The following is a 16513-nucleotide window of genomic DNA, read 5'->3' on the forward strand; positions in this document are numbered from 1 at the left end:
GACGGTCGGCCCGACAGCTATGCCTGTTTTGAGGAGTTGCTGACATGCGATCCACGCGCAAGCTTTTGATGGTCGGCACCATCGCTGCCGGCCTCCTGCCCGGCCTGGCCTTTGCTGAACTGGGCGAACCTGCAGGCGTTGCCGGTGCGGTCTCCGGCGCGGTCGGCATCGTCTCGCCGGCGAAGCAGATCTCAACCCCGGTCGCCGTCAATTCCGGGGACGGCATCGTCATGGGCGATGGGCTCTCGACCGGCAGCGACTCCCGGCTGCAGGTGATGCTGCTGGATGAATCCGCCATCACCCTCGGCCCGGATGCACAGATCACGATTGATGAATTCGTCTATGACCCCGCCAACACCAACAGCAATGCCATGAGCGCCAGCATCGCCAAGGGCGCCTTCCGCCTGGTGACGGGTGGCATTGCGCGACAGAATCCCGAAGGTACCGAGGTCAAGCTGCCCAACGCGGTGTTGACCATTCGCGGCACCACCGTGATCGGTGCCTGCGCTGCCACCTGTTTCGTGGCGCTGGCCGGGACCGGTGACGAAAATACCGCCGGCAAGAAGCCGAGCGTGGTGACGTTGAAATCCGACAAGGGCACCGTCGTGCTGAAGCGCACCGGCTATTACGTTGAAATCGGCGCCGACGGCACCCTGAGCCCGCCGCGCAAAATGACCGACGAGATCGACAAGAAATTCGCCGATCTGTTTGTGCCGCTGAATGCCGCGGGCGCGCCGGTGGGCGGGTTCCAGCCCGATCCGCGCCAGGTCATCGGTCAATCCGGGCAGCCGACGCAAGAAGCCAATCCCCTGGCCGTGAACCAGCGCGAGTTCGAGGATGCCGGCCAGATCAACGGCACGGACACGCTGCAGACCACGAGCAATCTGCCGGTCGCCCAGATTCAGTATGCGAGCGATGCAATCAGCTTTACCGGCGGTTCCGGCGACGGGGTCTATTTCACCAGCTTCACCCTTGATATGGGCGCCAGGGCGACCACGGGCTCGCTCACGATCGATCACCAGGATGAAGGGTTCGTCACCACCATTGCTTTGCCGTCCGCGTCCTTTGACCAGGGGCTGAGCCTCACGGCCTCAGGCAGCGTCCCCGGCGCGCTGCTGGCGAGCGCTCCCAATCCCGACGCGACATTCAATTTGAACTACACGATCGGCCACGACGCCGTCGGCACCAGCTTTCAGTTCGATTCCGATGGAACCGGAACGGCTTTCGGCCCGTCCACCGGTTCCGGCGACGCGCCTCTCGTCCCTTGAACCCGCGCGTGCCAGCCAACACCTTGCAAGCGTATACAGGATAGATCATGCGTGATTTCCATACTGCCGGCCGTTCCGCCATCTATGCGGAAGACGGGGCTGCTGCGACGTCCCATCCACTGGCCACATCGGCCGCTCTCGATTGCCTGAAAGCCGGCGGCAGCGCCATCGATGCCGCCATCACCGCCTCGGCCGTGCTGGCCGTGGTCGAACCGGCGATGACCGGCATCGGCGGCGATTGCTTCGTCCTGATGTCGAAGGGCGGCAGCGACGATATCATCGCCTATAACGGCAATGGCGCCGCTCCCCTGAAGGCGGAAGCCGGCTATTTCCAGGAACGCGGCATCAGCGACATCACCGCCGATTCAATCCATGCGGTAACCATCCCCGGCGCCATCGAAGCCTGGTGCCGCCTTGCTGGCGATCATGGCAAGTTCGGCATCGACCGGCTGCTGCGACCGGCTATCCATTATGCTGAGGCAGGCTTTCCCGTGGCGCCACGCGTCGCCTACGATTGGGCGCAGGAAGCCGAAAAGCTGCGCCGCGATCCGGCAGCAGCAGCGAGCTACCTGGTCGCTGGCCAGGCGCCCAAGATTGGCGACCGCGTGCGCCTGCCGCTGCTCGCCAAGACCCTGCGCGAAATCGCCAGCCGGGGTGCTGCCGGTTTCTATCAAGGCTGGGTGGCCGAGGACATGGCGACTTCCATGGCCGCGCAAGGCGGTCTTCACGCGCTGGAGGATTTCACCCGCCACCGCGGCGATTACGTGACGCCGATCGCGACCGAGTATAAAGGCCATAAATTGTGGGAATGCCCGCCGCCGGGCCAAGGCCTCACCGCACTTCTCATGCTCAATATTCTGCAGGCCTATGGCACCGAACATGCCGGCAGCGATCCCTTGGGCGCTGACCGGCTGCATCTGCAGCTGGAAGCCGCCAAGCTCGCCTACCGTGAACGCAACGCGCATATCGCCGATCCGGCCTTTGCCAAGGTGCCGGTCAGCGGCCTGCTCTCCGCATCCCATGCCAAGACGCTCGCTGGTCTGATCAAATCGGAGAAGGCTCTCGATCTTGAGAAGATGGGGCAGTTCCCCAAGCATCCCGACACCACCTATCTCACCGTGGTCGATCGCGACCGCAATGCCGTGAGCTTCATCAATTCGGTCTATTACGGTTTCGGCAGCGGTCGCATGGCGCCGAAATCCGGCGTGCTCATGCAGAATCGCGGCGCCTGCTTCGTGGTCGACCCAGCGCACCCCAATTGCATCGGGCCGGGCAAGCGCTCGATGCATACGATCATCCCGGCCATGGTCACCGGTGGCGGCAAGGCCGTGATGTCCTACGGCGTCATGGGCGGCGATTACCAGCCGGTCGGCCAGGTCCATGCCCTCACCAATATGCTGGAATACGGCATGGATCCGCAGCAGGCGCTCGACTGCCCCCGCGCCTTCTACGACGAGGGAACATTGTGGGTCGAAGCCGGCATCCCAGCGAAGACTGTGAGCGCCCTGGCTGCCCGCGGCCACAACGTCCAGCCGATCGCGGATCCCCTGGGCGGTGGGCAGGCGATCTGGATCGACTGGCAGCGCGGTGTGCTGGTGGCCGGCTCGGATCCACGCAAGGATGGTTGCGCCCTTGGCTACTAGGTCCGGATTCCTGCGCAATAATGGCAGATTCCCGAGTGAATCCAGCATGTTGCCGTGATTTCGGGAATTTTACTTTGCATTTGCGGGAGGCCTGTGTCAGCTTTGGGACAAGCCAAGGCGAAAACCGCGGCGACAGTTCGGGGATAATGTTAACCATTGTGAGGAATGATCCGGTTTGACCCGGATTTTGGCGTGGAGATCGTGGGGACGATTCGCGCCGGTCTTACCTAGCAACGCGATTTGGCTTCCGGAGGCATTCCGGGCGCCTAGGGAGATTGGAAAGATATGTCATCACGTCACCAAACGGCCCCTCTGCTCGGCCGCCGCTCGTTCCTTGGGTTAGGTCTGGCGGGTGCCAGCGCCCTCACCTTCCTGCCCCGTACCGTTATGGCAAAAACGACAGCGACCGACAGCCGGACGCTCGGTTTCTTCAACACCCATACCAACGAGATCCTGAAGGCCACCTATTGGCAGAATGGCACCTATGACCGTGGCGCCATCAAGGACATGAACTACATCCTGCGCGATCACCGCAGCGGCGATGTGTACTCGATGGACCTCAAGCTGTTCGACCTGCTGGTCGATCTGCATCGCCGCGCCGACAGCAAGAAGCCGTTCGAGATCATCTCCGGCTATCGCAGCCCGGTGACCAACGCCAAATTGGCCTCCGCCAGCAACGGTGTCGCCAAGCGCAGCATGCATATGGACGGCAAGGCGATCGATATCCGCCTCCGCGATGTGCAGCTCGCCGATCTGCGCCTCGACGCCTTGGCCATGAAGGCGGGTGGCGTCGGCTATTATCCGAAATCGGATTTCGTCCATGTCGATACCGGGCGCGTGCGCCACTGGTAGACTTGCCGGCGATCCTTTTCCCTCGACTTGCAAGGGCCCGCGCCACATCATTGGCGCGGGCCTTTTGATTTGGGCGGGAAAGCATCATGGCAGACGATCTTGAGGATTTGAGGGCGCGCGTGGCGGCGGCACGCGAAAAACTGACTCATGATGTCGACTTCGCACAGAAGGTCGAGCTGCGCCTCAACGATCTTGCGCGCATTGTCGAAGGATCGCTGGCACGCCAGAGTGCCGAACTGGATGCTGCACAAACCCGTATCGCCGTGCTGGACGAAGATCTGGCCCGCGCCCTCGCCCGCGCCGAGCAGGCTGCCGGCGATGCTTCTCGCGCTGACCGGCTCGCCAAGGAAAACGGCGATCTGCGCTCGATGGTGATGACATTGCTCGAGGTCATCGAGGGACGGCAGAAATCGTCACTGGCCAGCGTCATGCAGCAATTGGAAGAAAACGTCTCGGCCATCGTGTCGGCACCGGCAATTGCGCCCGCATCCTTGCCACCCACTGAAGAATCACTGGTCGAGGAATCACTTGCTGAGGAATCGCCGGTTGAGCAACTGCAGGCCGAAGAACCAGTAACCGAAGAACCAATGGCTGAAGAGCCGGCGGCAAGCGTGCTCGACGACATGACCGTCGAAGAAATGCCCATCGAGGAGACTCCGGACGAAGAAGCCGTGCCCGAAGAAATGCTGGCCGAAAAGACACCGGCTGAAGAGGCGGCATGGGAAACGCCGTTGACCGAGGGTGGGCCGGAAACAGCTCCCGATCTTGCAATCGAAGACGAGATCGAACTGGAAATGATGCCGGAGACAGAGCCGGCAACTGAACCGGCAACTGAAGAAGACGCCGCGAAGGAACCGGCACCGATGGAGGATCTCAGCGAGATCGCCCTCTACGACGCCTCAGAAGAAGTCGTCGAGCCCGGCAAGGCCTGAATCCGCGTTACTTATGGGTTCAGCGTGCAATAGACCTTCTTGGCTTTGAGCGCCGTGCAGATTTTGCTCAGGCCGGCTTTGTCTTCCCCCGTTGCATAGAGACGGATAATCGCCCCTTTGCCCGGCACATCCACCGCGACATAAAGCGGCGAGAGCGGATCAAGCTCGTCATAGTCGCCGAGCAGGATCTTCCAGCCCCGCTTGGCAGCGCTTTCGCCCTTATAGCTGGCCAGATGTATCGCCGTACCGGGTGCAGGAATCTTGGCGCCGCCAGTGGCTGTAACATGGGGCGTCGCCATCTTGGCAGCCGGTTCCGGCTGTGCGGCGACCGGGCCTTCCGGCACGGGCATCGGCGCTGTTTTGGGTGCCAGTTCGACCGGCTTGATGATCGGGGCGGTCTCGGCTTTGCCGGCCTTCTCGGCAGGTGCCGGCTCCGGCAGCGCTGCTTCCAGCTTCGGCGCCACCTCGCCGGTCACGGCGACCGGCTGCTTCAGCAATTCACCCGGTGTGCGGTACAAAATCTCTTCCGCCTGTTCCAGCAGATAGAGTGCCTCGGGTCGTTGCTGCAGCAGCGCATGCTTGGGCGCGGTCGCCGCCATGCCAAGGCCGCTCTTCGCTGGCACCAGAATATAGGTCGCAAATGCCTTGCCGTCGCAGCTGACCTGCAGGCGGTCCCACCTGCCCGCAGGAACTGCCGGTGCCCCCAATGCCTGGCCCAGAGATTGGGCGTCGGCCTTGTCGGCCTGGAAGGTCGGTGTCACGCAACGCTGACCGTTGATGTCACTGACTTCCGCCCCATCGATCACCAGGGCGGCCCCCAGATGCGGGTCGGCGACGCTCGCGCGGGCCGCTGCCGTCGGAAACACGCCGCTGACATACCAAAGACCGACAAAGGCCGGTGCCGGTGCAACCGGCGCCGCATCGGCCTCGGCCGGCACGGCTGGCGTCGGGTTGCTGGCCGCGGGTGCGACCGGCTGCGCCGCGGCACAACTCCATAGGGTCAACAAAGCCAAAGCTGACATAGTCACCCCCAGCATCCTGTGGCGTGTCCCGGGGAGTGTCTTGGGGAAAGTCTTGCGCATCACCCGTTCCTTCAGAACAGATCCAGCGCGATGCCGCGCTGGAAGCCGGGTTGCAGAGGGCGGGCATTCATCGGAAAAATCCGCGCAAAGCTTTCAAGCTGGCCGATGCCGGCTTCGATCGGGTCGCGAAACACAATCCAACTCACGATCTCGCTGCAAGGCGGTGTCGTCAGCGACCCGGCGTATTGATAGGTGGCCGCCGAAGCAGGCAGGAACCCCGTCAGGTCGACGGGCTTTTCCAACGCCACTTTGCCTTTGCTCCGGGGGGCGTGTGCCAGAACATTGGCGAGTGCGTCATTCTCGCGGCCCGGACGGAACAGGATGCCGGTCACGGCAAGATCGCCAGCCTCGCTCTTATGCACCAGATGGACTTCGAGCGGCCAATGGCCGCCAGCCACCGCATGTTCGCTGGGATGGTGGAAATGGAATTGCAGAAAAGCGTATTTTTTTCCATTCAGGGTGAGCGCGCTGCCGGTCTTGTCCTTCGGTGCCACCTGCAGGGTATGACCGTTATTCTCGACCAAGCCATCAAAAGGCTGCCAGGCCACGGACAGATCGCCACCTGCCTCGAGACCGGCGCTGGCAAGATCGATCGGCGACTGGCGCTGTCCCTTGGCGCACGCGGCAAAATCAGGTCCGATATCGCCCCAATGGGCCGGGCCTTCAGGCCCTTCATAGGTCCAGTGGGGGCCGTCAGCATGGGCGAACTGCCGCCAGGGCACGCCAGCACCAACAAGGCCGGCACCAGCAGCCACAGATCCAATTGTGATTTTCTGGAGCAGGCAGCGGCGGCTGACCGGACGACCCGTCATTCGGTGATTCCCCTCTTTGCCCAAGACTAGCGAAGCCGGTCGATTCGGCCCAAGGCCCGATTGCTCCGGCCCCACTAGGGTTCCAGGTGGCAAGGGTTCCAGACGCTGGTCCTATTATTTCGCTGCCGAAAAAGACGATTCAGCGCGTAAAAAAGCGGGTAATTGGGGTCTGAACCTGCAAAATACACACTCTTTTAACCGCGTCGGGACCATTCTCGGATCATGGATAGGCGCTGGAAAGGTTTCGGGCTTAAAACCAGAGTGGTGTTGGCATTGGCCGTCGTCATTCTGGCGATTCAGGCCGCCTATGTGGTGCTGGAAGACAGCCGCTTCGAACAGCGACAATCATCGGCCCTGCAGGACAGCGCTGACAATCTTGCCTTGCTCTATGCCGGTGCCGTTGCCAATGCGGTCTGGGAGTATGATCGCGAGGCCGCCAAGGGGCAGCTGCAGGCCATGCGGGTGATCGACGGGTTCGCCCGTGCCGTGATCCGTGAATCGAGCGGCCAGGAATTTGTCGCGGTCGACGCCGCCGATGACGACAAGACAAACGTCCCCTTTGCCACCGGCGCCACCGTCGAAGGCGGCGCCGATATCCATATCGAGGGCCGGCCGGTCGGCAGCATCAGCGTCACCTTGTCGAAGGCCCCTCTGGAAATCGCCCGTGCCGCCTATCTGCGTTCGCTGCTCGTCACCAACGGGGCACTTGCGGTCGTATTGCTCGGCCTGACCTTGCTCGCCCTCCATCTGGTCAGCCGCCCGCTCGACCGCATGACGGCGTTGATGCAGCGCTTCTCGGCCGGCAACCTCAATTCGTTGGTGCCCTTCACCGACCGCACTGATGAAATCGGCCGCATGGCCCGCGCGCTCGAAGTGTTCCGCGGCAATGCGATCGAACGGCGCCTTGCCGAAGAAGCGCTCACCCGGCGCAGCGAGGAGCTCGCCATCCTCAACCAGGATCTCCGCAAGGCGCGCGACGTCGCCGATACCGCCAACCGCATCAAATCCGAATTTTTGGCCTCGATGAGCCATGAAATTCGTACACCGATGAACGGCGTCATCGGCATGGTCCATATGCTGAAGAACACGCCGCTCACCGACGATCAACAGGACAAGCTGCAGACACTGGAAAGTTCGGCGCGCGGGCTGCTGTCGATCCTCAACGACATTCTCGATATTTCCAAGATCGAAGCTGGTCGCCTCGACCTCAACATGGCGCCCTTCTCGGTCAGCGAGCTCATTGAGGATCTGGTGGCGCTCTGGCGTCCCTCGGCACTCTCGAAGCGGCTCGACCTCACCTTTGAAATCTCCCCGCAGGTCCCCAAAGCGCTGACCGGCGATTCCGCGCGCATCGCCCAGGTGCTCGCCAACTTCCTCGGCAACGCCGTCAAATTCACCCACAAGGGCAGCATCCATGTGAAGGTCGATGCCTTCGGACTGGGTGACAAACGCTGGGATCTTGAGATTGTCGTGCATGATTCCGGTATCGGCATCGACAAGGAAGTTCAGACGCGCCTGTTCCAGAAATTCACCCAGGCCGACGCCTCGATGACCCGCCGCTATGGCGGCACCGGCCTTGGCCTCGCCATCTGCCGCGAATTGATGCAGCTGATGGGCGGGGCAGTCGGCGTCAATTCCGTGCCGGGCGAAGGATCGGATTTCTGGATGCGCCTGGAGTTGAAGCAGGCTGACACTTTGCCCGAGGCCGCAAGCCAGTTCCGCAGCAAAGACCAGGCGCTGCTCGACAATCCGGGAGCCCGCCGTCTGCGTTTGCTGGTGGCCGAGGACAATCTCATCAATCAGAAAGTTATTCGCGCGATGCTGGAAGCCGTCGGGCATCGGACCGACGTGGCGGCGGATGGTGTCGAAGCCGTGACAGCGGTACAGCGCGAAACCTTCGATGCGGTGCTGATGGACGTGCAGATGCCCAATATGGACGGCATCATGGCGACGCGCGAAATTCGCAACCTCGGGGGCGATTTCAAGACGCTGCCGATCATCGCCCTCACGGCCAATGCGATGGCCGGCGACCGGGAGCGCTATCTCAGCGCCGGCATGAACGCCTATGTCTCAAAGCCGATCGACCCGAAGCTGCTGTCCCTGGCCCTGCGCCAGACCTGCGGCAAGGACGTCGCCATCCTGAACAGCGGTGATGCCGCCGTTGTGCGCCCGGCGAACACCCCTGTCGTCGCACCCTCAGCTGAACAGGAAGCTGCATTGTCGGCGCTGCTGTCGAAGCTGTAAGTAATGCACTTCGTGATTTTTTCTCGTCATGCCCGGGCTTGACCCGGGCATCCACACTCTCAGTTGCCGCAGTGGATCCCCGGGTCTTCGCCCGAGGATGACGATTAAAGAGATCAAATTTCTTCAACACAAATCCGTCAGCCGCAAATACGCAATCCTATGCACCTGGTCCAGAGCCGTGCGGAATTCCGTGGCTTGGTCGTTGTGCACGCGCTGCTCGAAAGCCGCTAGAATCTCCGGCCGCGCCTTGCCCTTCACCGCGAGAATGAAGGGAAAGCCGAACCGCGCTGTATAGGTCGTATTCAATTCTTGAAAGCGGGCAAATTCGGTAGGCGAGCACGCGTCGAGACCGGCTCCCGCCTGTTCGCCGCGCGATTCCTGCGTCAGCCCGCCGGCGATGGCGAGCTTACCGGCTAAATCCGGGTGCGCACGCAGCAAGGCAGTTTGTCGATCTTTGCCGCCCGCCTCGACAATCTCACGCAGTGATTGGGCCAGTCCCTCCAATGCCTCATGCCGGTCGGTCAAACCACGGTCAAACAATGTCTCGGCGATCCAGGGTGAATGTTCGTAGACCCGGCCAAAGGTGGCAACAAAGTCGCTGCGCGACAGCGATTGCGGTGCCTGGCGAAATTTCTGCATCGTCAATTCTGCGCTCCATGGCCATCATCGGCCCCTGCGGCGATCCAGGCACCCAGCAAGGCGCGCTCCTCATCCGTCATGCCGGTCTTGTTACGCAACGGCATCATCTTGGTGGCCACGGCGACGCGCGCAATCATCGGCGCATAGCGGCGGATTTCCGCAGCACTGTCGAAGGCAATACCTTTAGGCGGCGCCTTGAAGAATTCGTCGGTCGGCACTGATGAATGGCAGGCGACGCAACGCTGCTGGATGATGGCAGCGGCTTCGACAAGATCGACCTTGCGACCCACGGCGATGGCCGGGCCGCTCTTCAAGGCAGGTAAGGCCGCAAGGCACATGCCAAGGCCCACGGCCAGCACCAGCAGGTAATTGACCTTGTCGCCGGGCGTTCCGGCATTCTTGGCGTTGGCATAGGCCCGCACAAGACCACTGAGCACGATGGCTCCCATGACGAAGACCCAGCGATAGGGGCTCTCATACATGATCGGATAATGGTTGCTGATCATCATCAGCACCACCGGCAGGGTCAGGTAATTGTTGTGGAGCGAGCGCTGCTTGGCCTGTTTTCCCAGCGCCGGGTCTGGTGTCTCGCCAGCCAGCAGGGCTTTCACCACCTTCTTCTGATTGGGAATGATGATGATGAAAACATTGGCCGCCATGATCGTGCCGATAAAGGCGCCGACATGGAGATAGGCAGCACGGCCGCTGAAGAGATCGGTCGTGATATAGGCAGCGAATGCCACCAGGATGAAGACGCCGATTGCCAGCAGTGTCGTGTTCCGGCCGACGGGCGAGCGGCACAAAAGGTCATAGACGATCCAGCCGCCGATCATCAGGCCGAGGCTGACCAGGATGGCATAGCCCGGCGAGATGCTGCTGACTGTGGGATCGATCAGATTCTGTTCGGCGCCGTAATAGTAGATGAGCGCCAGCAGCAGGAAGCCGGACACCCATGTGAAATAGGCCTCATATTTGAACCAGTGGAGCTCCTTGGGCATGGTGCCTGGTGCCACCAGGAATTTTTCGACTGCATAGAAGCCGCCGCCATGGACCAGCCAGCTTTCACCGGCGATGCCGGGCTTGGGGTTGCCATGGTGGCGCAGGCTGGCATCGAGCCAGATGAAGAAGAAGGAGGTGCCGATCCACATGATGCCGGTCATCACATGCACCCAGCGTATGGCAAGGCTGAGCCATTCGGCCAAGATGGGATCCATGGGCGCCAATTTCCTTCCCGTTCCGAAAGCCGCCAGATGAGTAAAGCCCAGGATAGCAAAGCCGCGCCAGTGCGCCGACCTTGCCATAGGCGAATTCATGGATAATGATCTTCAAGAAACCGGATAAAATGAACCAGAGGATCAAGCGCAGGCATGCCGCATACCGAGGACCTTTCGATATTCGCCCGCGTGGTCGAGTTGGGCAGCCTGTCCGCCGCTGGCCGGGATCTGCGCCTGTCGCCCGCTGTGGTCTCCAACCGCATTGCAAGGCTGGAGGGCGATCTCAACGCAAGGCTGCTCAACCGGACGACGAGACGGGTCAATCCGACCGAGGAAGGGGCCGCCTTCTACCAGCATTGCCTCTCCATCCTCAATGAATTGGAGCAGGTCGAAAACCTGCTCTCGCAGCGCACCGACGAGCCCCGCGGGCCGATCAAGGTGTCGCTCCCGGTCGCGTTCGGCCGGCAATATGTGGCACCGCATATCGGCGCCTTCCTCGCGCGCTATCCGCAGATGCAGGTGCGCCTGCAGTTGACCGACCGGTTCTCCGACCTCATCCAGGAACGTATCGACCTTGCCATCCGCATCGGCGCCTTGGAGGATTCATCGGCTATCGTGCGCAACCTTGCCACGGATCGCCGTGTCATCGTCGCGGCACCGTCCTATCTGGAGGCGCGTGGCACGCCCAAGGCGCCGGAAGACCTGCTGGAGCACAATTGCCTGCTGCTGCGCTTTCCAGGTTCCAAGCAATATCGCTGGACATTGACAGGCCCTGACGGGCCGCAGACCCTGCGCGTCGCCGGCAATATGGACAGCGACAACAGCGAAGTGCTGCTGGATTGGTGCCTCGCCGGCCATGGCCTCGCCTTGAAATCGATCTGGGAGATCGTCGATCATCTCAATGCCGGCAGATTGAAGATCGTGCTGCGGGATTTCCCACCCGCAGCCGATGCCATCCACGCCCTCTATCCCCACGGCGCCCATGTGCCTGCCCGCGTGCGCGCCTTCATCGATTTCCTGGTAGAGACCATCGGTCCCAAACCTGTTTGGGAACGATCCCTGAAGGCGAAGATATAGAAAAGCCCCGCCACCCTCACGGGCAGCGGGGCTTGTCTCAGCCGGCGCAGACTTACTTCGGCAGATCGCCTTCGACGCCTTCGGCCAGCCAATTCATGCCGGCGATATCGCCGTCATTGAGGGTCTGCCCGGCAGCCACTTTGGCGCTGCCATCCTGGGCGTTGATCGGACCCTTGAAGATGACGATCTTGCCGTCGCGGATGCCCTGCTCGGTGGCAACCGCGGCCTTGCGCACATCGTCCGGCATGTTGGCGTAGTTGGCCATCTTGAGCATGCCGCTGGAAAGGCCGCCCCAGGTGTCGCCGGTCTTCCAGGTGCCGTCCATCGCCGCCTTGGTGCGGTCGATATAGTAATTGTCCCACTGGTCGATCGAGGCAGTGAGCTGGGTTTGGGGCGCGAACTTGATCATGTCGGACGCCTGGCCGAAGCCTTTGAGGCCACGTTCCGCCGCCACCTGCAACGGGGCCGGCGAATCCGTGTGCTGGGCGATGATGTCGGCACCCTGGTCGAGGAGCGCCTTCGCCGCATCGGCTTCCTTGCCGGGATCGTACCAGGCATTGATGAAGACCTGCTTGATCTTGGCATTGGGATTGACCGAGCGCATGCCGAGAATGAACGAATTCATGCCCATGACCACTTCCGGGATCGGAATCGAGCCGACATAGCCGACCACGCCGGCCTTCGACATCATGCCGGCGATGACGCCCTGGATGTAGCGGCCTTCGTAGAAGCGGATGTTGTAGGTCGCCATATTGTCCGACCGCTTGTAGCCGGTCGCGTGCTCGAACTTCGTATCCGGATAGTCGCGCGCGACCTTCAGCGTCGCATCCATGAAACCGAAGGAGGTGGTGAAGATGATGTTATGGCCACTGTCGGCAAGATCGCGGATGACGCGTTCGGCATCGGCCCCTTCCGGCACCTTTTCCACATAGGTGGATTTGACGCCGAGCGCCTTGTCGGCCGCGAGGCGGCCTTGGTCGTGCTGGTAGGAATAGCCAAAATCGCCGATCGGGCCGACATAGATATAGCCCGCCTTGAACTCATCGGCGCGGGCCTTGTTCCCCAGCAGCGGCAGCGATCCGGCAGCGAGGCCGGCGCCCAAAAAAGTTCTGCGTTTGATCAACATGACGGAAGCCTCCTTGGTTTTTTGATGGTGCAATTGATAAGCATTCTCGCCTATCCGGTGACATGGAAAGGCCGCCCCAGACAGGCTGGGGCGTTGAGCCGGATCTTGGATCGGTCGGTGGAAATGACCACCAGCACGACGATGGTGGCAAGATAGGGCAGCATGGAAACGAATTGCGCCGGGATGCCGAGCCCCATCGTCTGCACATGGAACTGCAGGATGGTGATGCCGCCGAAGAGATAGGCGCCGAGCAGCAGTCGCAGGGGCCGCCAGGTCGCGAACACGACCAGCGCCAGCGCGATCCAGCCGCGGCCGGCCGTCATGTCTTCCGCCCACATCGGCGTATAGCTGAGTGAGAGATATGCACCCCCAAGGCCGCTCATGGCGCCACCGAACAAGGCGGCGCCGTAGCGGATGGCGATCACCGGATAGCCGATGGCATGGGCCGCATCGTGGGAATCGCCGACCGCGCGGAGCACAAGGCCGGCATGGGTGTGGAACAGGAACCAGATCGTGCCCCCTAAGGCGATGAAGGAGAAATAGACCAGGCCATCCTGTCCGAACAGGATGCGCCCGATGACCGGCAAATCGGTGAGGTAGGGAATCTCCAGAGACGGCAGCTTGGTGACTGGCTGGCCGACGAAGTTGGCGCCCATCATGGCGGCAAGGCCGATGCCGAAGATGGTCAGCGCCAGGCCGGTCGCCACCTGGTTGGCGAGCAGGGTCAAGGTCAACACGCTGAAGATGAGCGCCATCAACGCGCCACCCAAGGCCGCCGCCACGATGCCGATGAAAGCATTCCCCGTGGTGAGCGTCACGGCAAAGCCGACCACCGCGCCCACCAGCATCATGCCCTCGACGCCAAGATTGAGGACACCGGATTTTTCGGTCACCAGTTCGCCAGTCGCCGCCAGCAACAAAGGCGTTGCTGCGGAAATGATCGAGAGAACGACCGAGGTGAAGACGACGCTGTCCATCAGGCGGCCTTTCTTGCGCGCGCGACGACGCGCAAGCGATAACGGATCAAGAGATCGCACCCCAGGAGATAGAACAGCAGGATGCCCTGGTTGATCTTGGTCACCGCTGCCGGCAAGCCGAGCGCGATCTGCGCCTTTTCGCCACCCAGATAGGAAAGGGCCAGGACAAGACCGCCAAAGAATACGCCGACCGGATGCAGGCGGCCGAGGAACGCCACGATGATGGCGGTGAAACCATAGCCGGTTGGCAGTGCCGGGGTGAGCTGGCCGATCGGCCCCGCCACCTCGAACATGCCGGCAAGGCCCGAAAGACCACCGCCCACCAGCATGGAAAGCCAGGTCAGCGACTTGGTCGAGAAGCCGGCATAGGCGGCAGCACGCGGCGCCTGCCCTGCCACCTTCAGCTTGAAACCCAGCATGGATTTCGACAGCAGAAACCAGCCCAGAGCGACAATGATCAAGGCAGCAATCACGCCGACATGGATGCGGGTCCCGGCAATAAGGTGGGGCGAGCTTGCCGCCGCGGTGAGGAGGCGCGTCTGTGGGAATCCATAGCCTTCCGGGTCCTTCCAGGGACCGACCACCAGATAGAGCAGCACCAGATTGGCGACATAGGTCAGCATCAAGCTGGTCAGGATCTCGCTGGCGTTGAAGCGTGTTTTGAGGAGGGCCGGGATGGCACCCCAGAACATGCCGCCCAGTACCCCAGCGGGGATCATCAGGACCCAGACCGGAAAATTCTCGACGTCATAGAAATAGAGTGCGACACCGGTCGCGAAAATGGCGCCCATGACATATTGGCCCTCGGCACCGATGTTCCAGACATTGGCGCGGAAGCCCAGCGACAGGCCGACCGCGATCATGATAAGCGGCGCCGCCTTGATGAAGAGCTCGGAAAAACCACGCTTGCCGAGCAAGGGGTCGATCCACATCACGCGCAGCGATTCCAGCGGATCCTTGCCGAGAACCGCGAAGATAATGAGCGTCGTGACCAGGGTCAGTGCAATCGCCAGCACCGGCGAGGCATAGGTCCACAGTTTCGAGCGCTCGCCGCGCGGAACGACTTCAAGACGCATGCGACACCTCCGCCGCCTGGCGGTAGGGCACGCCGCCCATCAGGCGCCCGATCTCCTCGATGGTTGCTGCAGCGACCGGGATCGCCGGCGACAGACGCCCGCCAGCAATGACCGCGATGCTGTCGGCAATTTCCATGATCTCGTCGAGATCCTGCGAGATGACCACCACGGCAGCACCTTTGGCCGCAAGATCGAGCAGCGCCTGATGAATGGCGGCGGCAGCTCCGGCATCGACCCCCCAGGTCGGCTGCGCCACCACCAGCACTCCTGGCTGCTGCAGGATTTCCCGACCGACGATGAATTTCTGCAGATTGCCACCGGAGAGCGACCGCGCCTCAGCCTTGGGGCCTGTCGTGCGCACGTCGAAGCCGCGGATCACCTCGCCGGCAAAGCTGGTGGTGCGGCTGTCATCGATGACGCCGATCTGCACCAGGCCGCGGCGGCGATAGCCGGAGAGGAGCGCGTTTTCAGCGAGCGTCATGTCGCGCACCGCGCCATGACCATTGCGTTCTTCGGGGACGAAGCAGCCACCGCTGGCCCGCCTGCCATCCGGTCCCAATTTGCCGACCGCGACACCATCCAAGGTGATGGTGCCGGCTTCATGACTCAGCGTTTCGCCGGACAAGGCCGCCATCAGCTCGTTCTGGCCATTCCCGGCAATGCCGCCGATGCCGAGGATCTCGCCAGCCCGTACGGAGAAGCTCACATCCTTGAGGTCGGTACCGAACTGCTGGTCGGATTTCAGAGAGAGGTTGCGGACGACCAGCCGTGTCGCCGCCGCGGCATCCGGCTGCCGGTCATGAATGGGCACCTTTAGCGACATGCCGATCATCAGTTCCGCAAGATGCCGGGCACTTTCCTGGCGTGGGTCGCATTCGGCGACGACGCGCCCCAGCCGCATGATCGTTGCCTTCTCGCACAGCGCCCGGATCTCATCGAGCTTGTGGCTGATATAGAGGATGGCGCAACCCTCGGCGGCCAGGCGCCGCAGTGTTGCGAACAGCTTCTCGACCTCCTGCGGGGTCAGCACCGAGGTGGGCTCGTCCATGATCAGCAGTTTCGGGTCCTGCAGCAGGCAGCGTACAATCTCGATGCGCTGCCGTTCGCCAACAGAGAGATCGTGGACGGCACGACCCGGATCAAGCGGCAGGCCGTAAGCCTCCGACACTTCGACAATGCGCGTCGTCAAATCCTTGCGCAATTTCTTGTCGTTGATGCCAAGGGCGATGTTCTCGGCGACCGTCAGCGCCTCGAACAGCGAGAAATGCTGGAACACCATGCCGACGCCAAGATTGCGGGCCTGGGAAGGGCTGCCGATGTCGATCGATTGGCCGCGCCAGACGATTTCACCCGCATCGGGTTTCTGCACACCATAGATGATCTTGACCAGGGTAGATTTGCCGGCGCCGTTTTCGCCCAGCAAGGCATGGATTTCGCCCGGCATGATGGAGAGGTCGACATGATCGTTGGCAAGGCATCCGGGGAATTGCTTGACGATGCCGACAAGGCGCAGCAAAGGCTGCGCCGCTGGCGCCCCACTGGACCCAATCCCACCCACCAAAGCCATCCCG

General features: G+C 62.0%; 14 protein-coding genes. 6 read left to right on the forward strand and 8 right to left on the reverse strand.

Going from position 1 to position 16513, the window contains the following annotated elements; translation table 11 throughout:
* Positions 1–44: 44 nt before the first annotated feature.
* The 4 genes from AC1DWZ_RS15660 to AC1DWZ_RS15675 all read left to right on the forward strand — a co-directional run bounded on the left by AC1DWZ_RS15660 (position 45) and on the right by AC1DWZ_RS15675 (position 4695).
* Positions 45–1268, forward strand: coding sequence for a FecR family protein (locus tag AC1DWZ_RS15660; protein ID WP_477169853.1), 1224 nt, complete (start codon positions 45–47; stop codon positions 1266–1268).
* A gap of 47 nt (positions 1269–1315) precedes the next feature.
* The gene (gene ggt / locus AC1DWZ_RS15665; RefSeq protein ID WP_477169854.1) at positions 1316–2911 is read left to right on the forward strand and encodes a gamma-glutamyltransferase; all 1596 of its coding nucleotides are present in this window, start codon (positions 1316–1318) and stop codon (positions 2909–2911) included.
* A gap of 285 nt (positions 2912–3196) precedes the next feature.
* Entirely contained in the window at positions 3197–3763 is a 567-nt protein-coding gene (gene mepK, locus AC1DWZ_RS15670; protein WP_477169855.1) for a peptidoglycan L,D-endopeptidase MepK, read from the forward strand.
* Between the two features lie 86 nt (positions 3764–3849).
* Positions 3850–4695 (forward strand): hypothetical protein, encoded by an 846-nt coding sequence (locus tag AC1DWZ_RS15675; protein WP_477169856.1) that lies wholly within the window; start codon positions 3850–3852, stop codon positions 4693–4695.
* An 11-nt stretch (positions 4696–4706) separates the two neighbouring features.
* Here AC1DWZ_RS15675 and AC1DWZ_RS15680 read toward each other — a convergent pair whose 3' ends face one another.
* On the reverse strand, positions 4707–5777 hold the full coding sequence (locus AC1DWZ_RS15680; protein ID WP_477169857.1) for a hypothetical protein: 1071 nt from the start codon (positions 5775–5777) through the stop codon (positions 4707–4709).
* 11 nt (positions 5778–5788) lie between these two features.
* Positions 5789–6589: a carbonic anhydrase gene (locus tag AC1DWZ_RS15685; RefSeq protein WP_477169858.1), complete on the reverse strand. Its 801-nt coding sequence runs from the start codon at positions 6587–6589 to the stop codon at positions 5789–5791.
* A 267-nt stretch (positions 6590–6856) separates the two neighbouring features.
* Between AC1DWZ_RS15685 and AC1DWZ_RS15690 the strand changes: the two genes are divergently transcribed.
* Positions 6857–8833 (forward strand): ATP-binding protein, encoded by a 1977-nt coding sequence (locus AC1DWZ_RS15690; protein WP_477169859.1) that lies wholly within the window; start codon positions 6857–6859, stop codon positions 8831–8833.
* A gap of 123 nt (positions 8834–8956) precedes the next feature.
* On the opposite strand, the gene uraD is transcribed toward AC1DWZ_RS15690, so the two are convergent.
* Positions 8957–9472 carry a 2-oxo-4-hydroxy-4-carboxy-5-ureidoimidazoline decarboxylase gene (gene uraD / locus AC1DWZ_RS15695; RefSeq protein WP_477170080.1) on the reverse strand — a complete coding sequence of 172 codons (516 nt, stop codon included), beginning with the start codon at positions 9470–9472 and terminating at the stop codon, positions 8957–8959.
* Between the two features lie 2 nt (positions 9473–9474).
* A complete protein-coding gene (locus AC1DWZ_RS15700) occupies positions 9475–10686 on the reverse strand; it encodes a urate hydroxylase PuuD (RefSeq protein WP_477169860.1) in 1212 nt (403 codons plus the stop codon).
* A 153-nt stretch (positions 10687–10839) separates the two neighbouring features.
* Here AC1DWZ_RS15700 and AC1DWZ_RS15705 point away from each other — a divergent pair, with 153 nt between their 5' ends.
* Entirely contained in the window at positions 10840–11763 is a 924-nt protein-coding gene (locus AC1DWZ_RS15705) for a LysR family transcriptional regulator (RefSeq protein ID WP_477169861.1), read from the forward strand.
* Between the two features lie 52 nt (positions 11764–11815).
* Here the strand turns inward: AC1DWZ_RS15705 and AC1DWZ_RS15710 are convergent, their stop codons facing one another.
* From AC1DWZ_RS15710 to AC1DWZ_RS15725, 4 genes are read right to left on the reverse strand one after another with little or no spacing between them, the layout of a single operon-like run.
* Positions 11816–12889: a BMP family ABC transporter substrate-binding protein gene (locus tag AC1DWZ_RS15710; RefSeq protein ID WP_477169862.1), complete on the reverse strand. Its 1074-nt coding sequence runs from the start codon at positions 12887–12889 to the stop codon at positions 11816–11818.
* 50 nt (positions 12890–12939) lie between these two features.
* Positions 12940–13866 (reverse strand): ABC transporter permease, encoded by a 927-nt coding sequence (locus AC1DWZ_RS15715; protein ID WP_477169863.1) that lies wholly within the window; start codon positions 13864–13866, stop codon positions 12940–12942.
* Positions 13866–14942 (reverse strand): ABC transporter permease, encoded by a 1077-nt coding sequence (locus AC1DWZ_RS15720; protein WP_477169864.1) that lies wholly within the window; start codon positions 14940–14942, stop codon positions 13866–13868. The genes AC1DWZ_RS15715 and AC1DWZ_RS15720 overlap by 1 nt, the downstream gene beginning before the upstream one ends.
* Positions 14932–16509, reverse strand: coding sequence for an ABC transporter ATP-binding protein (locus AC1DWZ_RS15725; protein ID WP_477169865.1), 1578 nt, complete (start codon positions 16507–16509; stop codon positions 14932–14934). The genes AC1DWZ_RS15720 and AC1DWZ_RS15725 overlap by 11 nt, the downstream gene beginning before the upstream one ends.
* Positions 16510–16513 lie beyond the last annotated feature (4 nt).

Source organism: Dongia sp. P2_B8, assembly GCF_056404715.1.